Below are 19,236 nucleotides of genomic sequence, written 5' to 3' on the forward strand. Positions count from 1 at the left end.
CAGGCCCACCCCTGGGGCTTTGGGGCTTCGCCCTGGCCTTCGGCCACCCCAGGCCCGGGCCTGCCTCCGGACCAGCCTGCCATGACGCCTCAAGAGGCTCCCCCACACACCACTACCGGGACCGCGGGGCGCTACGGACCTACGGACCTACGCACCCTCGGCCCCGGACGCCTCCGTGAGCAGCGCGTCCAGCTGGTCCGCGAACCAGCGGGCCGGCGGCAGCGCCACCGCCGCCGCGGCCAGCCGCTTCGTGCGGTCCGCCCGCTCGGCGTCGCCCATCGACAGGGCCTCGTGCAGGGCCGCGGCCGTCGCCGAGACGTCGTACGGGTTCACCGTCAGCGCGTCCTCGCGCAGCTCCCCGTAGGCGCCCGCGCCCATGGAGAGCACCAGCGCGCAGCCGCGCTCCGAGACCACCGGGATCTCCTTGGCGACCAGGTTCATGCCGTCCCGCAGCGGGTTGATCAGGGCGACGTCGGCCAGCCGGTACGCCGCCAGCGAGCGCGGGAAGTCGTCCTGCACCGAGAGCAGGACCGGCGTCCAGTCCGCCGTGCCGAACTCGTCGTTGATGTCCGCGGCGAGCGTCGCGACCGCCGCCGTGTACTCCCGGTAGACCGCCAGGTCCTGGCGGGAGGGGTAGGCGGAGGCCAGGTGCACCACGCGGCCGCGCCACTCCGGGCGCTCCCGCAGCAGCTCCCGGTAGGCCAGCAGGCCGCGCACGATGTTCTTCGACAGCTCGGTGCGGTCCACCCGGACGATCGTCTTCCGGTCTGCCACCTCGGCGCGCAGCGCGGCCAGCCTCTCGTCCACCTCCGGCCGGCGCGCCAGCGCCCGCAGCTCGTCGCCGTCCACGCCGAGCGGGCGCGCCATCACGCGGGTGCGCCGCCGCGGACCGCCGCCCCGGCGGTGCACGACGCCCCGCCAGGGGTCACCGGTGGGCCAGACCGGGTCGGCCACCCCGCCGGGGCCGTCGAGCCGGGCGCCGGACATGAACGCCGACGCCCACGCCCACGTGTGGAACCCCAGCTCGTCCGCCCCGAGCATCCCCCACACCAGCTCCTCGCGGATGTCGTCCGGCAGCATCGCCAGCTGGTCGGCCGAGGCCCACGGGGTGTGCGTGAAGTGCCCGATCCGCAGGTCGGGGCGGGCCTCCCGGAGCAGGCCCGGGGCCAGGGAGAGGTGGTAGTCCTGGATCAGCACGGCCGCGCCGGGCGCCGCCTGCGCCGCCAGCACGTCCGCGAAGGCCCGGTTGTACGCCCGGTACGAGGCCCAGCGGCGCCGGAACTCCGCGTCGAAGACGGGCTCGCGCGGGACGTCGTACAGGCCGTGGTGGGTGAACCAGAGGACCGAGTTCGCGATCCCGTTGTACGCGTCGTCGTACACGTCCGGGTCGATCTCCAGCATCCGGACCCCGGGCTCGGACACCCCGCGCCGCACCGCCTCCCGGTCGCCCCGTCCCAGCGCCGCGCACACCCACAGTGATCCGGGGTGCTCGGCGAGCGCGGCCGACAGGCCGGAGACCAGGCCGCCCCCGCCGCGGCGGGCACTGAGCGTGCCGTCCTCGGCGAGGGCGTACGAGAGGGGGCCGCGGTTCGCCGCGACGAGCACGCGCGGGGGTGCGGAATGGTCCTTGGGTGCCTCGGAAGCCATGCCGCGAACCTAGCCCGCCTCGCGCCCGCTCAAACGTGTGTACTCCTCGATCTCGAGCATCGGGGGCCGCTCCTCGGTGTCCACGGAGTACGTCCGCGGCTCGAACCCGGACTCGCCCCGCTCGAACTGCGTCAGCACCGGCCGCACGAGGTGCCCGCGGGAGAGCCGCAGCTGCGCGGTCCGGTAGATCGCCGCCGCCATCCGCCCCAGCGCCTGCCCGTCCTGGTGCCGGTGCACCCGTACGCCGACGTCCACCTGGGCCAGCGCGTCCAGCCCCACCGTGTGCAGCGCGTCCACCAGCAGCCCCAGCTCCACCCCGTACCCCACCGGGAACGGCAGCCGCTCCAGCAGCGAGCGGCGCACCGCGTACTCGCCGCCCAGCGGCTGCACGAAGCCGGCCAGCTGCGGCCAGTGCAGGTTGAGCAGCGGCCGGGCCACCAGCTCGGTCACCCGCCCGCCCTGACCGGTCCGGCCCGCGGCGACCGAGTCGAGATCGGCACTGCCGAGCGGACGGTCGTACATCGCCTTGACGAACTGCACCTCGGGTTCGGTCAGCAGCGGCCCGACGATCCCGGACACGAAGTCCGCCGAGAAGTCGCGCAGGTCCGCGTCCACGAAGCACACGATGTCGCCGGAGGTCACCAGCAGCGACCGCCACAGCACCTCGCCCTTGCCCGGCAGGGCGGGTATCCGGGGCAGGATCGCGTCCCGGTGCACCACGCGCGCACCCGCCTTGGCCGCCACCTCCGCCGTACGGTCGGTCGAGCCCGAGTCGACGACGACCAGCTCGTCCACGAGGGGCACTCCCTCGACCAGTTCGCGCCGGATCGTCTCGACGATGTCCCCGACCGTGGCCTCCTCGTCGAGGGCGGGCAGCACCACGCTGACCGTGCTGCCCGTCGCCCGTTTGGCCGCCACCAGCTGGTCGAGCGTGCGGTCGGCCGCCGACCAGGACCGACCGGCCAGCCAGCGCTCCACCTCTTCCAGCACGCGGATCCCCTCGCTCGTCGATGCCCTCGGCGATCCCCCGGCCGGTGGATCACCATCTCGCCGTTCGGACGGAACCTTCCGCCTCCCGGCCCTTCGGTTACAGTCTTGAACAACGCGGATGACCATCGCATGTCGGGGGTCGAATGCCGCGTTGACAATCGAATACCGCTCATCCAGAGGGGCAGAGGGACACGGCCCGTTGAAGCCCCGGCAACCCTCCAGCCGGTCTCGTGCGCACCGTCGCGCCGCGAGGCTCCCGGCTAGGGAAGGTGCCAATTCCGTCTCATGGCGACGTCCGCCATGGGGAAGATGAGGAGAAAGGGCCTCGCCATCATGGCTGCACAGTCTGCTACCCCCACCCAGGTCGACCTCGGTCCCGCCGCCGCGCTCTCCTGTCGCGAGTGCGGGACGCGCTTCGACCTCGGTCCCATCTTCGCCTGTGTCGAGTGTTTCGGTCCTCTCGAAGTGGCCTACGAGCTGCCCGTCGGCGACCCGGAGACCCTGCGCAAGGCCATCGAGTCCGGCCCGGACAACATCTGGCGCTACGCCCCGCTGCTGCCCGTCCCCGCCGACGTGGCCGACAAGCCGAGCCTGAACCCCGGATTCACCAAGCTGGTCGACGCGCGGAACCTGGCCGCCGAGCTGGGCATCACCGGCAAGCTGTACGTCAAGGACGACTCCGGCAACCCGACGCACTCCTTCAAGGACCGCGTCGTCGCGATCGCCGTCGAGGCCGCCCGCGCCTTCGGCTTCACCACCCTGTCCTGCTCCTCCACCGGCAACCTGGCCGGCGCCGTCGGCGCCGCGGCCGCCCGGGCCGGCTTCCGCTCCTGCGTGTTCATCCCGCACGACCTGGAGCAGGGCAAGGTCGTCATGGCCGCGGTCTACGGCGGCGACCTGGTCGGCATCGAGGGCAACTACGACGACGTCAACCGCTTCTGCTCCGAGCTCATCGGCGACCCGCTGGGCGAGGGCTGGGGCTTCGTGAACGTCAACCTGCGCCCGTACTACGGCGAGGGCTCGAAGACGCTGGCGTACGAGATCTGCGAGCAGCTCGGCTGGCAGCTGCCCGACCAGATCGTCATCCCGATCGCCTCCGGCTCCCAGCTCACCAAGATCGACAAGGGGCTGCAGGAGCTCATCAGGCTCGGCCTGGTCGAGGACCGGCCGTACAAGATCTTCGGTGCCCAGGCCGAGGGCTGCTCCCCGGTCTCCACCGCCTTCAAGGCCGGGCACGAGGTGGTCCGCCCGCAGAAGCCGAACACCATCGCCAAGTCCCTGGCGATCGGCAACCCGGCCGACGGCCCGTACGTGCTCGACATCGCCCGCCGCACCGGCGGCTACGTGGAGGACGTGAACGACGAGCAGGTCGTGGACGCCATCCGGCTGCTCGCCCGGACGGAGGGCATCTTCGCCGAGACGGCGGGCGGCGTGACCGTCGGTGTCACGAAGAAGCTGATCGACAACGGTGTACTGGACCCGACCCTGACCACGGTCGTCCTCAACACCGGCGACGGCCTCAAGACCCTGGAAGCGGTCTCCGGCACCGGCCAGACCGCGACCATCCGCCCGAGCCTGGACGCGTTCCGCGCCGCCGGCCTGGCCTCCTGACCACCCCCGCACCCCCGTACCTCCCGGAAGGCGACAAGCGCATGAGCGTCAACGTCCGCATCCCCACCATCCTCCGCACCTACACCGGCGGCCAGGCCGAGGTGCCCGCCGAGGGCGCGACCCTCGCCGAGGTCATCGGCTCCCTGGAGAAGGCCCACCCGGGCATCGCCGCCCGCGTGCTGGACGACCAGGGCAAGCTGCGCCGCTTCGTGAACGTGTACGTGAACGACGACGACGTGCGCTTCGAGGGCGGTCTGCAGACCCCGACGCCGGACGGCGCGGGCGTCTCCATCATCCCCGCCGTCGCCGGCGGCTGCTGAGAGCCCCGAAGTCGACCCCATCCTGTTAATCGAAAGTCCGTCGAATGTCCGCGGGCAGTCGATGAATGCTGCACGGGTAGTCCATAGAATCGCCCCCTCCGCAAAAAGCGGAGGGGGCGATTCTGGTTGGTTGCGCGCGGTAGGGTTGGGGTAGTCCCCCCAGCTGTTCATGCCATACGCATATGAGCGGGCGCCGCCATGGTCGACATCGGGTCAACATGTGTGTGCGATATGGGCTGTTGGCGTGTTTCATCCGGCCCGAATTGCCCCCCGATGACGTGACTCCTGGGGCTATTTGCCGATATCAGGGTGTCCTGAATTCTCGTCGGAATGACCTGTTGCAGACAGCGTCCATGCAGATACATTCAGCCGCGGTCGGCGCGTTACGGCGCAAGGTCTGACCCGGGTCCGCGAAGTGCGGATCCGCGCAAGGGCCAGTAATAGGGGAGTTAGGCATGGCTCAGGGCACCGTCAAGTGGTTCAACGCGGAGAAGGGCTACGGCTTCATCGCGGTCGACGGTGGTGCGGACGTCTTCGTCCACTACAGCGCGATCCAGATGGACGGGTACCGCACCCTTGAAGAAGGTCAGCGAGTCGAGTTCGAGATCTCGCAGGGCCAGAAGGGTCCGCAGGCGGACATGGTCAAGCTGGCCTAAGCCGCGCGCGAGCGACCGCACGACGCATACGGCCGAGGGGCCCGCATCCCGTGAGGGAGGCGGGCCCCTCGCGCGTGTCCGGGCCGCCGCGGCGCACGCGGGCGACCTGCGGGAGGGGTGGCCGACGGGGCGGCGGCGGGGTGCCGGACGGGCGGCCGACGGTGCGGCAGAGGCGGCCCGCTTCGCGAGAGCCGCTTGCACTCGGGGGTGCCGAGTGCTAATCATGGGCGTTAGCACTCTCCGGGTGAGAGTGATAAAGACGAGGATCGGGTCGGTGAGGCCCGCAGGCCTGGCGGGAAGGAACTGCCAGGCACGCAGGCCGTCCGTCGCGGGCGCCAGACACGGTCCCGGAGCAATCCACCCCAGTCCGGGAGGACCACTTCACATGGCCAAGATCATCGCGTTCGACGAGGAGGCCCGGCGCGGTCTCGAGCGCGGCATGAACCAGCTCGCCGACGCCGTCAAGGTCACCCTTGGCCCCAAGGGTCGCAACGTCGTCCTTGAGAAGAAGTGGGGCGCGCCCACGATCACCAACGATGGTGTCTCCATCGCCAAGGAGATCGAGCTCGAGGACCCGTACGAGAAGATCGGCGCCGAGCTGGTCAAGGAAGTCGCCAAGAAGACGGACGACGTCGCCGGCGACGGTACGACCACCGCCACCGTGCTCGCCCAGGCGCTCGTCCGCGAGGGCCTGCGCAACGTGGCCGCCGGTGCCAACCCGATCGGTCTGAAGCGCGGTATCGAGAAGGCCGTCGAGGCCGTCTCCGGCGCCCTGCTCGACCAGGCGAAGGAGGTCGAGACGAAGGAGCAGATCGCCTCCACCGCCTCCATCTCCGCCGCCGACACCCAGATCGGCGAGCTCATCGCCGAGGCCATGGACAAGGTCGGCAAGGAAGGCGTCATCACCGTCGAGGAGTCGCAGACCTTCGGTCTGGAGCTCGAGCTCACGGAGGGCATGCGCTTCGACAAGGGCTACATCTCGGCGTACTTCGCCACCGACATGGAGCGTATGGAGGCCTCGCTCGAGGACCCGTACATCCTGATCGTCAACTCCAAGGTCAGCAACGTGAAGGACCTCCTTCCGCTGCTGGAGAAGGTCATGCAGTCCGGCAAGCCGCTGCTGATCATCGCCGAGGACGTCGAGGGCGAGGCCCTGTCGACCCTGGTCGTCAACAAGATCCGCGGCACCTTCCGGTCCGTCGCGGTCAAGGCCCCCGGCTTCGGCGACCGCCGCAAGGCCATGCTGGGCGACATCGCCATCCTCACCGGTGGCACGGTCATCTCCGAGGAGGTCGGCCTCAAGCTCGAGAACGCGGGCCTGGACCTGCTCGGCCGCGCCCGCAAGGTCGTCATCACCAAGGACGAGACCACGATCGTCGACGGTGCCGGTGACAGCGACCAGGTCCAGGGCCGCGTCAACCAGATCCGCGCCGAGATCGAGAACTCCGACTCGGACTACGACCGCGAGAAGCTGCAGGAGCGCCTGGCGAAGCTCGCCGGCGGCGTGGCGGTCATCAAGGCCGGTGCCGCGACCGAGGTCGAGCTCAAGGAGCGCAAGCACCGCATCGAGGACGCCGTCCGCAACGCGAAGGCCGCCGTCGAGGAGGGCATCGTCGCCGGTGGTGGCGTGGCCCTGCTGCAGGCCTCCCAGGTCTTCGAGAAGCTGGAGCTCGAGGGCGACGAGGCCGTCGGCGCCGCCGCCGTCCGCCTGGCGCTCGAGGCCCCGCTGAAGCAGATCGCCGTGAACGCCGGCCTCGAGGGCGGCGTCGTGGTGGAGAAGGTGCGCAACCTGACCGTGGGCCACGGTCTGAACGCCGCCACCGGCGAGTACGTCGACATGATCGCCGAGGGCATCATCGACCCCGCCAAGGTGACCCGTTCCGCGCTGCAGAACGCCGCCTCCATCGCCGGTCTGTTCCTGACCACCGAGGCCGTCATCGCCGACAAGCCGGAGAAGGCCGCGGCCGCTCCGGGCGGCATGCCGGGCGGTGACATGGACTTCTGATCGACCTGAGGGCCGATCGGGAGATCCCGAGCTGTACGCCGAGGGCGGCACCCCCACCGGGGGTGCCGCCCTCGGGCGTTCGTGCGGGCGTTCCGTGCGGACGCCCGCGCGTGGCGGGCCGTCGGGCGGGCCGTCGGGCGTCGGGCGGGCCGCCCGGTGGTGCGTGGTGCCGGCGGCCCGCCCGCGCGGGGGCCTCAGCCGATCTGCGGGTAGACGTTCCAGTTGTGGGTGGCCCCGACCTGACCGTCCGGGCCGTCGCCCTTCACGGCCTTGCGGGCCGCGAACGTCGCCGTGCCGGAGCCGCCGGTGGCGTAGTAGGCGTACACCTGCCCGGCGCCGTCGCGGCCGATGATGTCCGCCCGGCCGTCGCCGTTCTGGTCGCCCGTGGCAGCGATGGCGTTGTACGTGTTCCAGCCGCCGCCGATCAGCTGCCGCGCCTTGAAGGGCGTGGTGGTGGTGCCGTTGCCCGGGAAGATGTACAGGTTCCCGTCGGTGCCGTGGGCGAGCAGGTCCGTCCGGCCGTCGCCGTTCACGTCGCCGCTGCCGACCAGCGCCTTGTACGCGCCCCAGCCGGTGCCGACGCGGACCGGGGCCGCGAAGCCGGTGCCGTTGCCCTGGCCGGCGCGCAGCCACAGCGTGCCGGAGGTGTCCCGGGTGAGCAGGTCGCCGCGGCCGTCGCCGGTCAGGTCGCCGGGGCCGGAGACCAGGTTCGTGGTGGTGAAGTCGCCGGAGACCGGAGCGTTCTTCTTCACGTTCAGCAGCTGGCCGCCGCCGAAGGCGAGCACGGCGGCCTGGCCGCTGCCGTCGATGCCGGTGGCCATGACGAGCTTCCTGCCGGCCGGGAAGGTGCCGCTGGTGTCGTACGACGGGTCCAGGCCGTCGGACCGGTTCGTGTGGAAGTGGAGCTCACCGGCGGCGTTGACGCCCGTGATTCCGTTCTTGCCGTAGACGGGGGCGCCGCCCTCGTTCGCGGCCCGGGCGATCCACGTCCAGCCGTTGCCCCAGGTGCTGCGGGGCCAGAAGGAGCCGCCGCCCTTGGACAGGTAGTAGTAGACGTCGCCGCTCGGCTTGACGGCCATCAGGTCGGCCCGGCCGTCGTGGTCCTGGTCGCCCTCGGCGATGAGCTTGCTGTACGTGTTCCAGCCGCTGCCGACCTTGACGCGGGCCTTGAACGGGGCGCTCGCGCTGCCGGTGCCCTTGTAGTACCAGAGGTACCCGGAGCGGTCCCGGGCCAGCACGTCGCCGACCCCGTCGCGGTCCAGGTCGCCGGCGCCGAGCACCTGGTCGTAGCCCCACCACCCGGAGGCGATCTTCGCACGGCCGGAGAAGGGGTTGCCCGTGGCGCTGCCGGTGCTGCGGTACAGGTAGACGTCGCCGGAGGGGGTGCGGGCGATGAGGTCGGGGCGGCCGTCGCGGTTCAGGTCGTCCGCCGCGATCACGCGGTCGTACGCCTGCCAGCCGGTGCCGGTCCAACTGGGCGCGAGGGTGCCGGTGACCGTGGCCGTGTGCAGCGAGAGGCGGCCGTCGGCGGTCAGCTGGAGGAGCTCGGGCCGGGAGTCGCCGCGGACGTTGCCCAGGCCGATGATGTCCTTCGGCTGGGACGCCGGGTAGCCGTAGTACCGGTAGTCGGTGACCTGGATGCCCTTCGTGGACCAGATCGTCCCGGCGCCCGTGGCGTACCGGAACAGCAGGTCGTTGAGGCCGTCCCCGTCCACGTCGGTGCGGGGCTTGAGGACGGTGGCCGCGTGGGCGGCGGCGCCCCCGGCGTCCGCGGGGACGGCGGCGGGCAGGGCGGTGGCGAGGCCGCTCGCGGACAGGACGAAGGCGGCGCAGGCCGCGAGGCGCCGCAGGCGCGGCTGCCGGTCGCGGCGGGTGGGACTGGACAACTGACTCCCCTGGAAACGGAAGGCTGGCGACCGCACCCTAACCGCGGGGATCTTGAGGTGTAAGAGGCACGGGGCACAACCTTTTCGCTGCTCGGACGTCCTGCCCCCTGCCGCCCGTGCTCTGGTTCACTGGACGCATCATGAGCGACCTCTTCGTGAAGATCTGTGGCCTGCGCACCGAGCAGGACGTCGAGACCGCCGTCCGCGACGGCGCCGACGCGGTGGGCTTCGTCTGCGCCACCAGCCCCCGCACCGTCGAGGCCGCCACCGCCCGCCGGCTGGCCGCCCTGGTGCCTCCGCACGTCCTGACCGTCGGCGTCTTCCGAGGCCAGTCCGTGGACGAGGTGCGGCGCTACACCGAGGAGGGCGGCCTGCGGGCCGTCCAGCTCCACGGGGAGGAGGGCCCGGAGTTCTTCGAGGCGCTGCGCGCCGAGGGCCGCACCCTCCTGCGGGCCACCTCGCGGACGGACGTCGCGCGGTGCGGCGAGTACGGCGAGGACCTGCTGCTGCTCGACGCCCCCGACCCGGGCTCGGGCAAGCCGTGGAACTGGGGCGCGGCCGACTTCACCGCCCCCGAGGGCCGCTGGCTGCTGGCCGGCGGCCTGCACCCGGGCAACGTCCGCGAGGCGGTGGAGACCACCGGGGCGTGGGGCGTGGACGTCTCCAGCGGGGTCGAGCGGGAGCGGGGGGTCAAGGACCCGGCGCTGATCACTGCGTTCATCCGCGCGGCGCGGGCTCAGCGGCTGTAGTCCTGTCCGCCGCCGCGTAGCTCCTCCAGTTTCCCGTTGATGAACCCGATCCGGACCGCCTCGGGGGCGGCGTGCGCGAGTTCTTCGAAGTCCGCGACGGGCATTTTTGCGGCGTCGACGTCCGTCATGCGCGCATCCAGTCGCGGATGTGGGAGGCGTGGGCGCGGACCTGGTCGGGGGTGAGGAGTCCGCGTGACGGGGGCGGGGGTTCGTGTCGGCAGGGGGCGCAGAGTCCGTCGGTGAAGGCGGCGGGTCTGCCGGGGGTGCGGCAGGTGCGGCACTCCATCAGGGCCGATGCGGGGCGCGGGGTGCGGTCGGGGTCCGGTCCGGGGTCCCGCTGCGGTGGGATCTTGGTTTCCAGGCGGCGGCGGACGAAGGCGGCCGGGTGGTGCACGCCCTCGGGCGGCAGTCCGGCGGTCAGGGCGCGGACCATCTCGGCGGGCGAGGCTCCGACGCGGAACCACGCGTCCGCGAGCGGGGCGAGGTCGGTGCAGTCGGCCTTGGAGAGCGTGAGGGCGGGTGCGCGCCGGCCGAGGTCGGCGAGGACGCCGTAGGCCGTGCCCGCACCGTTCGGAACCGTGTTCCCGTCAGGTGCGGGCGGTGGCTCCGGCTGGGAGGGTGGCGGCGGGGCGATAGGCGCCGGTACGTCCCTGCGGGTGAACCGGCCCCACCAGGCGCCGTCGCGGGCCGTGCGCGAGAAGTAGGTGCGGGTGACCCAGCGGACGCCTTCGGCGCGTTCCCGGACGCGGTGCAGGTGACCTGCGGTTTCGAGGCGGCCGAGGGCGGTGCGGACCGCGCACTGGCCCCACAGCGGTAGCACCGCCGCCAGCGTCTTGACGCTGATGTCCGCCCCGTCGGGCAGCCGGTCGAGGTACGCGGCGATGGCGGCCTCGCGGAGCGGGAGGTGGGCGAAGTCGCGGCCGGTGCCGGGGGTTTCGTCCGACGCGGTGACTTTGCCGAAACCGGGCTTGGCGAGGGGGTGCGGGGCAGCACTAAACTCGAAGTCAGACATGGGGATCGTTGTGTCCGATCTCAATGGTTAGACCCTCGTTCGGTGTTGGCGCACCGGCGGGGGTCGATTTTTTCCGTCCAGCGGAAAGCTAGAGCCTCCCTACGGTTCGTCGCAACCCGATCACGATTAGTCATCTCGCCTGGTATGCGCGTGCGTTGGCGCGCGCGGGCGGGTACGGGGGAGGGTGGGAGGGTGGGTTGTACCCACCTCCCATTCCTTCAAGAAGTCGCTCGGACGCGGCCGCTTGAGCTTCGGGCGCGGCTGCTCAGCGGGTGGGCTGCAGCGCCCCGTCCCGGACGCCGTCCACGAAGGCCGCCCACGCCGTCCCCGGGAACACGAGCTTCGGGCCGCGGGGGTCCTTGGAGTCCCGGACGGGGACGTGGGTGGGGAGGCCGCGGCCGACTTCGACGCAGTCGTCTCCGCCGCCGCCGCTGTAGCTCGACTTGAACCACTCGGGCGTGTTCAGGTCGTACTTACTGATCGTCATGGCCGTAATCCTCCGCCGTCGACTCGATCAACGCCAGGGACGACTCCGGGGGGAGGGCGGTGGCCACGACGAAGTCATACGTCAGTTGGTAGTTGGCGACCGTGCCGGGATCGTCGACGAGTTGCCCCGTGCCGAGTCCTTCGAGGTAGGCAAGAGGCGGAGCGTCCTCGAAGGACATCAGCTTCAGCGCGCCGTTGGACGCCGGATGGGCTCCTGCGGCGTGCGGCAGAACCTGCACGACGATGCGATGTCGGCGAGCGAGGCCTGCGATGTGGCCGAGGGCCTCAGCCATGATCGCAGGACCCCCGATCCGGCGCCTCAGGACCGATTCGTCGAGGACGGTCCACAACAACGGCTTTGTTGGATTGGTCAGGAGCCGGGCGCGCTCCAATCGAGGTGCGACCAGTGCTTCGATGTCCTCCGCTGTGGCTGTCGGGAGGAAACCGCGCGATACCGCTCGGGCGTAGCGCTCCGTTTGGAGAAGGCCCGGGATGAGCAGGGGCGCGTACTGCCTGATCTGCGTCGCCGTCGCTTCCGCTTCGGCTGCCGCGATGAAGTGGTCCGGGTAGCCCGTCTCCGTTCCCGCACGGCAGTTGCGCTCGAAGTAGCCATCCGTGCCCAGGACCCGGTCGATCTCGCGGGCCTGTTCCGGCTGCATGCGACGGGTACCGGCCTCCAACTGGCCGATGAAGGAGCCGCTCACGAACAGCGGGGCGCCCAGTTCGTCCTGGGTCTTGTCAGCCTGCTTCCGGCGGAACCGCAGCTCCGCGCCCAGCATCGCCCTCGGTGACGAGGCGGGATCGAGGTCGTGGGGTCCAGGCATGGCGGACGGCCTCCCAACGCTCGGTCCAACAGAAGGGTTTGTTGGACGCGCCGCTCTACCCAGGCTAGCCGCGCGCCGCCACGCTGTGTAGGCGAAGCAGGTACGGAGCGTGGAGGGAACAGCGCATGGACATGGACCTCGTACAGGTGGCCGAGGAGGCCCTCGCCGAGCTCAAGGAGGGACTGGAGGCCGCCGGTATCACGCTGCCCTCGCTGCGGCTCGATCCCGTGTCGAGTGCGGGCAACTACCCGCGCCCCCTCATCGACCTGGGACGCTGCAACCCCGCCACCGCCCGCGAGCTGGCCGCAGCCCTGAGGGGCGACCGGCTGCGCGGGCGGGTGCGCGAGTTGAACCGGACCTCTCAGCAGACCTTCCGGTAGTCCGCGTCCGGGATGTAGGTCTCCCACTCCTCCTTCGACAGCTGGCGCCCGACCCGCTCGCAGACCTGCGTCACGAGCCGGTCGGGGTCGAGGTCGAAGGGACTGACGTGGCTGCCGCTGAGCGCGCGCAGGGTGTCGCCGTCGAAGGCCATGGCGTCGATCTGGCGGCCGGTGATGCTGAGGGGCTTGCCGAGCGCGAGGCGGGCGTCGACGTCCCAGAGCTGGACGGAGTCGCCGTTGACGACGAGCGCGAGCTGGCTGCCGTCGGCGGAGAAGGTCAGCGAGGCGGTGGAGTCGCCGTAGCGGTCGCCGCCGCGTACGAGCGAGCTGGGCAGGAGCGCCTTGCGCTTGCGCAGGGCACCGTCCCAGACCTCCACCCAGCCGGAGTCGCGCAGGACGGCCGCCCACCGGCCGTCGTGGGAGAAGCTGATCTCGGCGTTGCGGCTGGTGCCGAGCGGGACGGTGCGGGCGGTGCGGGTGGCGAGGTCGAACTCGTCGCCCGCGGTGGTCAGGAAGCGCCGGCCGTCGGGACTGAACACGCCGTGCCCGGCGGTCGCCTTGAACTCGTGGACCTTCTTGCCGGTGCGGGTGTCCCACACCTGGGTCACGGTGCCGTCCGCCGAAGGGGAGGTGCCGTCCGTGTACGTCGTGGTGGCGTACGCACCGTCCGAGGACAGGCCGAGGTGCAGCATCGGACCCCCGGCCTGCCAGGGCAGCTTGGACAGAACGGCACCCGTTCGCGCGTCCCGGACGATGACGCCCCAAAAGCCTCCGCGGACCAGGTCGTTGTGGGCGACGACCCGGCCGCCGTCGCTGACGGCGGCCATCGGACGTGCGTCGATGTCGGCCGGGAAACGCTGACGGACGGTGGTGCCGATGGCCTTGCCGGTCCGCACGTCGAGGAGCCGGAGGGTGGGATCGACCCTTCCGCCCGTGCGGACGACGGCGGTGCCGCCGTCCGGCGAGAGCGCGGCGCCCTGCGTGCCGGCGGCGTCGGTGCCCGCGTCGAGGACCGGGGCGACGTCCGTGACCTTGAGTTCGTTCGACCCCGTGGCCTCGTACCGCAGGAGCTTGGCGCCTTCGTCCAGCCGCACCTCGAAGACGTCGCGTCCGTGGAGGACGTTGTGGCGGGCCTCGACGGGGATGCGCACGAGCGGCTGGGCGGCGTCGGCGCGGGCGTTCCAGATCTCGAGGGCGCCGCTGTTGCCGCGGCTCTCCGAGCCGGGGCCGACGAGGTAGTTGCCCCCGGAGCTGAACTGGAGGTCCGACCCGGTGGTGCTGAGGGTGGCGGTGGTCCGGCCGGTGTTCAGGTCCCAGACGCGGGTCCGGCTGCCCGAGGTGTCCTCGACCAGGTAGCGGCCGTCCGGGCTGAACGCGATGTCCTCGCAGTCGCCGTCCTGGCCGGAGAGTACGCGGCTCGGGCCGGACGGGCCGACCGCGTCGACGCTCAAGCTCCCCCCGTCGGGGCAGGAGCCCAGGTACCGGCCGTCCGGGGAGGCGATGATGCCGGGTGGCACGGCGCTCAGGAAGCGCCCGGTGGCGTCGGTCAGCTGCTCCTCGGCATTGTGCTTGTTCATCAGGACGACGCGGCCGGAGGTGGTGAGGCGGTAGGGCTCGTAGCCCTCGGGAACGGCGAACGGTCCGCCCACCGGCTTGCCGTCCCGGACGGACAGGAGGTGGTACGTGCCGTCCTTGGCGCGCGCGAGCGCGTGCGCGGCATCGGGGCTGACGAGGGACGCCTTCTCGATGACGTACTGGGCGGCGGGGATGGACGCCAGGGGCCGCCCCAGTTCCGAACGGCTGCTGCCGAGGTCGTAGAGCCGAGCACCGGAGGGGCCGAACGCGAGCACCAGTCGCCCGTCCGGGCTGTACACGCGGCCGGAGTCGTCGCCCACGCCCTTGCTGACCGCCGGCAGTGGCAGTGAGCCGATCTCCCGCTGCGCAGCCGAGGCGTTGAGGGCCGCGCGGGCCTCGGGGACGTGGGCGATGCGGTAGGCGGCGACGCCGAGGAGCATCGCGGTGTCGGGCTGCGTGCCGCGCAGGCTGTCGGCGGCCTGGGCGACGGCGCGGGCGGTGGCCTGGTCCTGGCGGAGCTGGGCCTCGCGGTTCTGGAGGTAGGCGACGCCGCCCGCGAGGAGGGCGACGACGGTGGCGCCGGCCAGGCCGGCGAGGAGCTGGCGGCGGCGGCGTACGGTGCGGGCGGCCTCGGTGCGGGAGGCGGTGAGGAAGTCCTGCTCGGCGGGGTTGGGGCGCAGGTACGGGGGTGCGGTGGGCAGCCAGTCCAGGACGGCGCGCAGGTCGGAGCCGGTCAGGAGGTCGTCGGTGCGCTGGCCGTGGGCGGTCCAGCGGTGGGTGCCGTGGGTGACGCGCTGGCGGTACGCGATGCCGGCGCGGTCGGCGTCGGCCCAGGCGCGCAGCCGGCGCCAGGCGGGCAGGAGGGCGGTGCTGACCGGGCGTACCGCGCCGTCGGCCTCGGTGACCAGGGCGCCGGCGGCGGTGAGGGCTTCGGCGGCGCGGGCGGTGGCGCGCTGTTCGGACTCGGTGCGGCCGGCGAAGAGTTCGGCGGGGGTGGCGGTGCGGACGGTGTCCTGGGAGCCGTCGGGCGCGCCGCCGGGGAGGGTGAGGCGCAGCAGAAGGTCCTGGGCGGCGAGCTGGGCGTCGGGGCCGAGGGCGGCGTAGGCGGCTTCGGCACGGTCGCCGAGGGGTGGGACGGCCTGGGTGGCGGGGTAGGGGGTGCCGCCGGCCTGCTCGGCGCCGGCCCTGAGGAGGTCCAGGCCCTCCTTGGGGGTGGTGCCGCTGCGGGCCGCGGCCGCGGCCGCGGCCCCGGCCGCGGCTGCGGGAGTGGGAGTGGGCGTTGGGGCCGGGACCCGGGGGTCGATCGGGCCGGCCGGGCCGGCGTCGCGGGTGGTGGCCGGGTGGGGGTCGACGGTGGTGGCGGGGTGGGCGTCGCCGGCCGGGTGGGTGCCCTGGGTGGGGGCGTCGGCGAGGTGGGCGCCCTGGGGGCTGGTGCCCGTGGGGCGGCTGTCGCGGGAGGTACGGGTGTCGGGGGCGGTGGCGCCGGCCGGGTCGTCGTACGGTGCGGTGGCGGAGATCAGGCCGGTCAGCAGCGCCTGCGCGGTGGGGCGGCCCGCGGGGTCCTTGCTGAGGGCGGCCGCTATCAGGGGGCGCAGCCGGGGCGGGAGGCCGGAGAGGTCGGGGGTGACGGAGGCGGTGCGGTGGGCGACCTCGGCGATGTTCTCGCCGCGGAAGGGCTCGGTGCCGGTGGCCGCGTACAGCACGACCGCGCCCCAGGCGAAGACGTCGGACGCGGTGGACGCGCGCTGCCCGGCCAGGGCCTCGGGGGCCATGTAGCCGAGCGTGCCCATGATGGCGCCGGTGGCGGTCAGCGACATGTCGGGGGCGCGGGCGATGCCGAAGTCGATGATGCGCGGGCCGTCCGGGCCGAGCAGGACGTTGCCGGGCTTGAGGTCGCGGTGGACGACCCCGGCCGCGTGGATCGCGGCGAGCGCGGTGGCGGCGCCGGTGGCCAGGCGCAGGGTGGCGTCCTCGGTGAGCGGGCCGTTCGCCCGTACCTCGGCGGCCAGGGTGGGCCCGGGCACGTACTCGCTGACCAGGTACGGGGTGTCCCCGTCGACCGCCGCGTCGAGCACGCGGGCGGTGCAGAACGCCGCCACCCGCCGGGCCGCCTCGGCCTCCTTGCCGAACCGGTCGCGCACGAACGGGTCCGCGTCGCGGTGCAGCGCCTTGAGCGCCACCCGGGCCCCGTCCGCGTCGTACGCCTCGTAGACCACGCCCTGGCCGCCCGCCCCGAGTCGCGAGGCCAGCCAGTACGGGCCGATCCGCTGCGGGTCCTCGGGTGCGAGCGGGGTGCCGGCGCCCGCTCCAGCGGCGCCCGGCGCGTTGTTCTCGGTGCTCCGCGTGCTCGTCGACATGGCTGAACTCCCCCCGGTTTCCTGGGTGATCGTAGCCGGGGGAGTGGCGGTGCGGTCGGCCGGTGTGCCGCCACGCGGGCGGCCGGAGGACCGCCCGGCCGCGTGGCGGGAGGGCTCAGCGGGCGAAGGTGTCGCCGAAGGAGGTGTCGTCGGCGGGGAGCCCGACGTCCTGCGGGTTGATCGACCGAGCGCGGGCGGTGCCGATCCGCTTGCCGGTCGACGGCAGGACGGTGACCGACGAGCCCCGCGGGTACGGCCAGGACGCGGCGCCCGCGAACAGGTCGGCCTTGCCGTCGCCGTCGGTGTCGGCCAACTCGACGCCGGCGCCGAATTGTTCCTGCAGGCGTGGGTCGCCCGGGATGTTCTTGGTGGCGCGGCTGAAGCTCTGGGTGCCGGTGGTGGCCGGGCCCTGGGCGGAGCCGTACACCACGACCACCCGGCCGGCGAAGGCGGCGCCGGCCACCGTCTGGCCGAGCGAGCCGACGGCCAGGTCCTGGTAGCCGTCGCCGTTGACGTCTCCGAAGGAGAGCTCGTTGCCGAAGTAGTCGTTCTTCTCGGAGGAGCCGGGGATGCCGGTGCTCTCCTGCGTGAGGACGACGGGAGTCGGGGCCGGTCCGGTCGCCGAGCCGTACGAGACGAGCACCCGGCCGCCGGTCTGGGCGGCGGTGTCCGACGGCTGGCCCGTCACGATGTCGGCGTATCCGTCGCCGTTGAGGTCGCCGACGGCCTTCGTGCCGGCCGGTACGGGCGTGGCGGCCGCGACCGCCAGACCCGTCGGGGAGCCGGGGACGACGTGCGCGGAGGGCACGTTCGCGGAGGTCAGGGACTCGACGAGGAGGTCGTCGCGGCCGTCGCCGGTCACGTCCCCGGCGGTCAGGCTGTTGACCAGACGGGAGAGGGTGAACGGGACCGTGATCCGGGCGGCGGTCGGGGCGGGGGCCGTGCGGTCGATGCCCTTGAAGGCGTGCAGGGTGGTGCCGGGGGACCTGGTGGGGAGGGCGCCCGCGATCAGCTCGTCCCTGCCGTCCCCGTCGAAGTCGCCCGCGGTGAGTTTGGCGCCCCACTTGCGGGAGTTGGGAGACGCGGGGCCCGGGACCGGTTCCGGGTCGTCGAGGGTGACGGCGCCGGAGAGGCCGTCGGGGGAGCCGAAGACGACGGAGAGGGAGCCGGTGAGCCCGCCGGCGTACGGCGCGGCCACGGCCAGGTCGGTGAAGCCGTCGGCGTTGAAGTCGCCGACCGCGCTGGAGCGGCCGAAGCCGGCGCCCTGTTCGGGGGTGCCGGGTATGCCCGCCGTGCCCTGGGTGAGCACCTGGCGGTGGGCAGGGGAGACGCCGGTGGCGGAGCCGTAGAGGACGACCACCCGGCCGGCGCCCGAGGCGGCGCCCACCGCGGAGAAGGGGGCGGGGACGGCGATGTCGCCGTAGCCGTCGCCGTTGAAGTCGGCCTTGGGCTTCGGGGCGGGGGCCGGCGCGGCCGTGGCCGGGCCGCCGAGGGCGAGCAGTGGGGCGGTCAGCGCGACGGCGGTCGCGATCGCCAGGGTGGTGCGGGTCCTTCGCTGCATGGCGCGGATCCTTCGAAGAGTGGGGATGGCGCCTGTCGAGACCGCCGGTGGCAACGAAAGGTTGCACTGCCCGGGGCCCGGCGTATCCCAACTTCGAAGGGGACGCGCCGGATTGGGGCGGCCTTCCCGAGGGCTCCCCCTCTGGTGCGTGGGATCAGACCGGGGACGGCTCCTTCGGCTGGGGCATCAGCCGCCGGCGGTCGGGGGCGCGGCGGCGAGGGCGTCGCGCAGGTGGCCGTCCGCGGCGTCGAGCAGCTCGGCCGCGGTGGGGGCGTCGACCCCGGCCAGGACCATCAGGATGGCCGGCTTGACCTCCCCGTCCGTGGCGGCGAGGGCGGCCTCGACCGCCTCGTCCGGCGCGCCGGTGGCGAGCGCGACGATGTGGCGCGAGCGGGCGCGCAGCTTCTCGTTGGAGGCGCGTACGTCGACCATGAGGTTCCCGTACGTCTTGCCGAGCCGGATCATCGTGATGGTCGAGAGCATGTTGAGCACGAGCTTCTGGGCGGTGCCCGCCTTCAACCGGGTCGAGCCGGCGAGCAGTTCGGGGCCCACCACGACCTCGATGCCGTGCTCGGCGGCCGCCGTGAGCGCGCTGCCCGCGTTGCAGGAGAGCCCGACCGTGAGCGCCCCGCGCGCCCGCGCGTAGGTGACCGCGCCGATGGCGTACGGGGTGCGGCCCGAGGCGGAGACGCCGACGACGGTGTCGCGGTCGGTGAGGTCCAGGGCCGCGAGGTCGGCAGCGGCCAGCTCGGGGGAGTCCTCGGCGCCCTCGACGGCCGCCACCATGGCTCCCGGGCCACCCGCGATCAGGCCCACGACCTGGGAGGGGTCGGTGTTGAAGGTCGGCGGGCACTCGCTCGCGTCCAGTACGCCCATCCGGCCCGCCGTGCCCGCGCCCGCGTAGAGGAGCCGGCCGCCGCGGGCCATGCGGGCGGCGATCGCGTCGACGGCGGCGGCGATCTCGGGGAGCCGGGCGGCGACGGCGGCCGGGACGGAGGCGTCCTCGGCGTTCATGGTGCGGGCGATGTCGAGGGTGGACTGCCGGTCGATCTCGGCGAGTTCGGGGCGGAACGCCTCGGTGGTGAGCATGGCGAGCTGGGCGCGGAGTTCCGCGTACGCGGTCATGGGGGTGGGCTCCTTCGTCATGCGGGAGGGCGGGTCGGGGTGGGGGTGCGGG

Annotated in this window: 16 protein-coding genes and 1 riboswitch; of the genes, 6 read left to right on the top strand and 10 right to left on the bottom strand. The window is 72.8% G+C overall.

The window, feature by feature from the left end; all coding sequences use genetic code 11:
• Window positions 1-147: 147 nt before the first annotated feature.
• Together IF43_RS0133615 and IF43_RS0133620 are read right to left on the bottom strand one after the other, a co-directional pair.
• Entirely contained in the window at window positions 148-1,647 is a 1,500-nt protein-coding gene (locus IF43_RS0133615; RefSeq protein ID WP_030209914.1) for a trehalose-6-phosphate synthase, read from the bottom strand.
• A gap of 9 nt (window positions 1,648-1,656) precedes the next feature.
• A complete protein-coding gene (locus tag IF43_RS0133620; RefSeq protein WP_030209917.1) occupies window positions 1,657-2,637 on the bottom strand; it encodes a glucosyl-3-phosphoglycerate synthase in 981 nt (326 codons plus the stop codon).
• A 166-nt stretch (window positions 2,638-2,803) separates the two neighbouring features.
• Window positions 2,804-2,953, top strand: a riboswitch (SAM riboswitch).
• Between IF43_RS0133620 and thrC the strand changes: the two genes are divergently transcribed.
• From thrC to groL, 4 genes are all read left to right on the top strand, one after another.
• Entirely contained in the window at window positions 2,947-4,248 is a 1,302-nt protein-coding gene (gene thrC / locus IF43_RS0133625; RefSeq protein ID WP_078910657.1) for a threonine synthase, read from the top strand. It overlaps the preceding riboswitch by 7 nt.
• Window positions 4,249-4,289: 41 nt before the next feature.
• Window positions 4,290-4,568 carry a MoaD/ThiS family protein gene (locus IF43_RS0133630; protein WP_030209925.1) on the top strand — a complete coding sequence of 93 codons (279 nt, stop codon included), beginning with the start codon at window positions 4,290-4,292 and terminating at the stop codon, window positions 4,566-4,568.
• A 455-nt stretch (window positions 4,569-5,023) separates the two neighbouring features.
• The gene (locus IF43_RS0133635; protein ID WP_030209932.1) at window positions 5,024-5,224 is read left to right on the top strand and encodes a cold-shock protein; all 201 of its coding nucleotides are present in this window, start codon (window positions 5,024-5,026) and stop codon (window positions 5,222-5,224) included.
• A 385-nt stretch (window positions 5,225-5,609) separates the two neighbouring features.
• Window positions 5,610-7,229, top strand: coding sequence for a chaperonin GroEL (gene groL, locus IF43_RS0133640; protein WP_030209942.1), 1,620 nt, complete (start codon window positions 5,610-5,612; stop codon window positions 7,227-7,229).
• 194 nt (window positions 7,230-7,423) lie between these two features.
• Here the strand turns inward: groL and IF43_RS0133645 are convergent, their stop codons facing one another.
• The gene (locus tag IF43_RS0133645) at window positions 7,424-9,115 is read right to left on the bottom strand and encodes an FG-GAP-like repeat-containing protein (protein ID WP_051796756.1); all 1,692 of its coding nucleotides are present in this window, start codon (window positions 9,113-9,115) and stop codon (window positions 7,424-7,426) included.
• 140 nt (window positions 9,116-9,255) lie between these two features.
• On the opposite strand from IF43_RS0133645, the gene IF43_RS0133650 reads away from it, so the two are divergent.
• A complete protein-coding gene (locus IF43_RS0133650) occupies window positions 9,256-9,864 on the top strand; it encodes a phosphoribosylanthranilate isomerase (protein WP_030209947.1) in 609 nt (202 codons plus the stop codon).
• On the opposite strand, the gene IF43_RS41915 is transcribed toward IF43_RS0133650, so the two are convergent.
• The 4 genes from IF43_RS41915 to IF43_RS0133670 all read right to left on the bottom strand — a co-directional run bounded on the left by IF43_RS41915 (window position 9,852) and on the right by IF43_RS0133670 (window position 12,186).
• On the bottom strand, window positions 9,852-9,992 hold the full coding sequence (locus tag IF43_RS41915) for a hypothetical protein (protein WP_158939654.1): 141 nt from the start codon (window positions 9,990-9,992) through the stop codon (window positions 9,852-9,854). The genes IF43_RS0133650 and IF43_RS41915 overlap by 13 nt on opposite strands.
• Complete coding sequence (locus IF43_RS41920; protein ID WP_030209949.1) at window positions 9,989-10,876, bottom strand: hypothetical protein; 888 nt, start codon at window positions 10,874-10,876, stop codon at window positions 9,989-9,991. The genes IF43_RS41915 and IF43_RS41920 overlap by 4 nt, the downstream gene beginning before the upstream one ends.
• A gap of 265 nt (window positions 10,877-11,141) precedes the next feature.
• Window positions 11,142-11,363 carry a DUF397 domain-containing protein gene (locus IF43_RS0133665; RefSeq protein ID WP_037891192.1) on the bottom strand — a complete coding sequence of 74 codons (222 nt, stop codon included), beginning with the start codon at window positions 11,361-11,363 and terminating at the stop codon, window positions 11,142-11,144.
• Window positions 11,350-12,186, bottom strand: a complete 837-nt coding sequence (locus IF43_RS0133670; RefSeq protein WP_030209954.1) for a helix-turn-helix transcriptional regulator — start codon at window positions 12,184-12,186, stop codon at window positions 11,350-11,352. The genes IF43_RS0133665 and IF43_RS0133670 overlap by 14 nt, the downstream gene beginning before the upstream one ends.
• 125 nt (window positions 12,187-12,311) lie before the next feature.
• Between IF43_RS0133670 and IF43_RS0133675 the strand changes: the two genes are divergently transcribed.
• Complete coding sequence (locus IF43_RS0133675) at window positions 12,312-12,566, top strand: hypothetical protein (RefSeq protein ID WP_051796765.1); 255 nt, start codon at window positions 12,312-12,314, stop codon at window positions 12,564-12,566.
• Here IF43_RS0133675 and IF43_RS38525 read toward each other — a convergent pair.
• From IF43_RS38525 to murQ, 3 genes are all read right to left on the bottom strand, one after another.
• Complete coding sequence (locus IF43_RS38525; protein ID WP_051796768.1) at window positions 12,548-16,498, bottom strand: WD40 repeat domain-containing serine/threonine protein kinase; 3,951 nt, start codon at window positions 16,496-16,498, stop codon at window positions 12,548-12,550. The genes IF43_RS0133675 and IF43_RS38525 overlap by 19 nt on opposite strands.
• Window positions 16,499-16,613: 115 nt before the next feature.
• Window positions 16,614-18,059, bottom strand: a complete 1,446-nt coding sequence (locus IF43_RS0133685; protein ID WP_030209957.1) for an FG-GAP-like repeat-containing protein — start codon at window positions 18,057-18,059, stop codon at window positions 16,614-16,616.
• 186 nt (window positions 18,060-18,245) lie between these two features.
• Entirely contained in the window at window positions 18,246-19,205 is a 960-nt protein-coding gene (gene murQ / locus IF43_RS0133690; RefSeq protein WP_037891195.1) for an N-acetylmuramic acid 6-phosphate etherase, read from the bottom strand.
• Window positions 19,206-19,236: the final 31 nt, after the last annotated feature.

Source organism: Streptomyces sp. NRRL S-87, assembly GCF_000719335.1.
In the GTDB taxonomy this organism is placed as follows: domain Bacteria; phylum Actinomycetota; class Actinomycetes; order Streptomycetales; family Streptomycetaceae; genus Streptomyces.

Bases quoted from the DNA above. Each gene is read 5' to 3' on its own strand.
- IF43_RS0133615 (WP_030209914.1), bottom strand. From the start codon at position 1,647: ATGGCTTCCGAGGCACCCAAGGACCATTCCGCACCCCCGCGCGTGCTC.
- IF43_RS0133665 (WP_037891192.1), bottom strand. From the start codon at position 11,363: ATGACGATCAGTAAGTACGACCTGAACACGCCCGAGTGGTTCAAGTCG.
- IF43_RS0133635 (WP_030209932.1), top strand. From the start codon at position 5,024: ATGGCTCAGGGCACCGTCAAGTGGTTCAACGCGGAGAAGGGCTACGGC.
- IF43_RS0133630 (WP_030209925.1), top strand. From the start codon at position 4,290: ATGAGCGTCAACGTCCGCATCCCCACCATCCTCCGCACCTACACCGGC.
- IF43_RS0133670 (WP_030209954.1), bottom strand. From the start codon at position 12,186: ATGCCTGGACCCCACGACCTCGATCCCGCCTCGTCACCGAGGGCGATG.
- IF43_RS38525 (WP_051796768.1), bottom strand. From the start codon at position 16,498: ATGTCGACGAGCACGCGGAGCACCGAGAACAACGCGCCGGGCGCCGCT.
- IF43_RS0133650 (WP_030209947.1), top strand. From the start codon at position 9,256: ATGAGCGACCTCTTCGTGAAGATCTGTGGCCTGCGCACCGAGCAGGAC.
- IF43_RS41915 (WP_158939654.1), bottom strand. From the start codon at position 9,992: ATGACGGACGTCGACGCCGCAAAAATGCCCGTCGCGGACTTCGAAGAA.
- thrC (WP_078910657.1), top strand. From the start codon at position 2,947: ATGAGGAGAAAGGGCCTCGCCATCATGGCTGCACAGTCTGCTACCCCC.
- groL (WP_030209942.1), top strand. From the start codon at position 5,610: ATGGCCAAGATCATCGCGTTCGACGAGGAGGCCCGGCGCGGTCTCGAG.
- IF43_RS0133685 (WP_030209957.1), bottom strand. From the start codon at position 18,059: ATGCAGCGAAGGACCCGCACCACCCTGGCGATCGCGACCGCCGTCGCG.
- IF43_RS41920 (WP_030209949.1), bottom strand. From the start codon at position 10,876: ATGTCTGACTTCGAGTTTAGTGCTGCCCCGCACCCCCTCGCCAAGCCC.
- murQ (WP_037891195.1), bottom strand. From the start codon at position 19,205: ATGACGAAGGAGCCCACCCCCATGACCGCGTACGCGGAACTCCGCGCC.
- IF43_RS0133675 (WP_051796765.1), top strand. From the start codon at position 12,312: ATGGACATGGACCTCGTACAGGTGGCCGAGGAGGCCCTCGCCGAGCTC.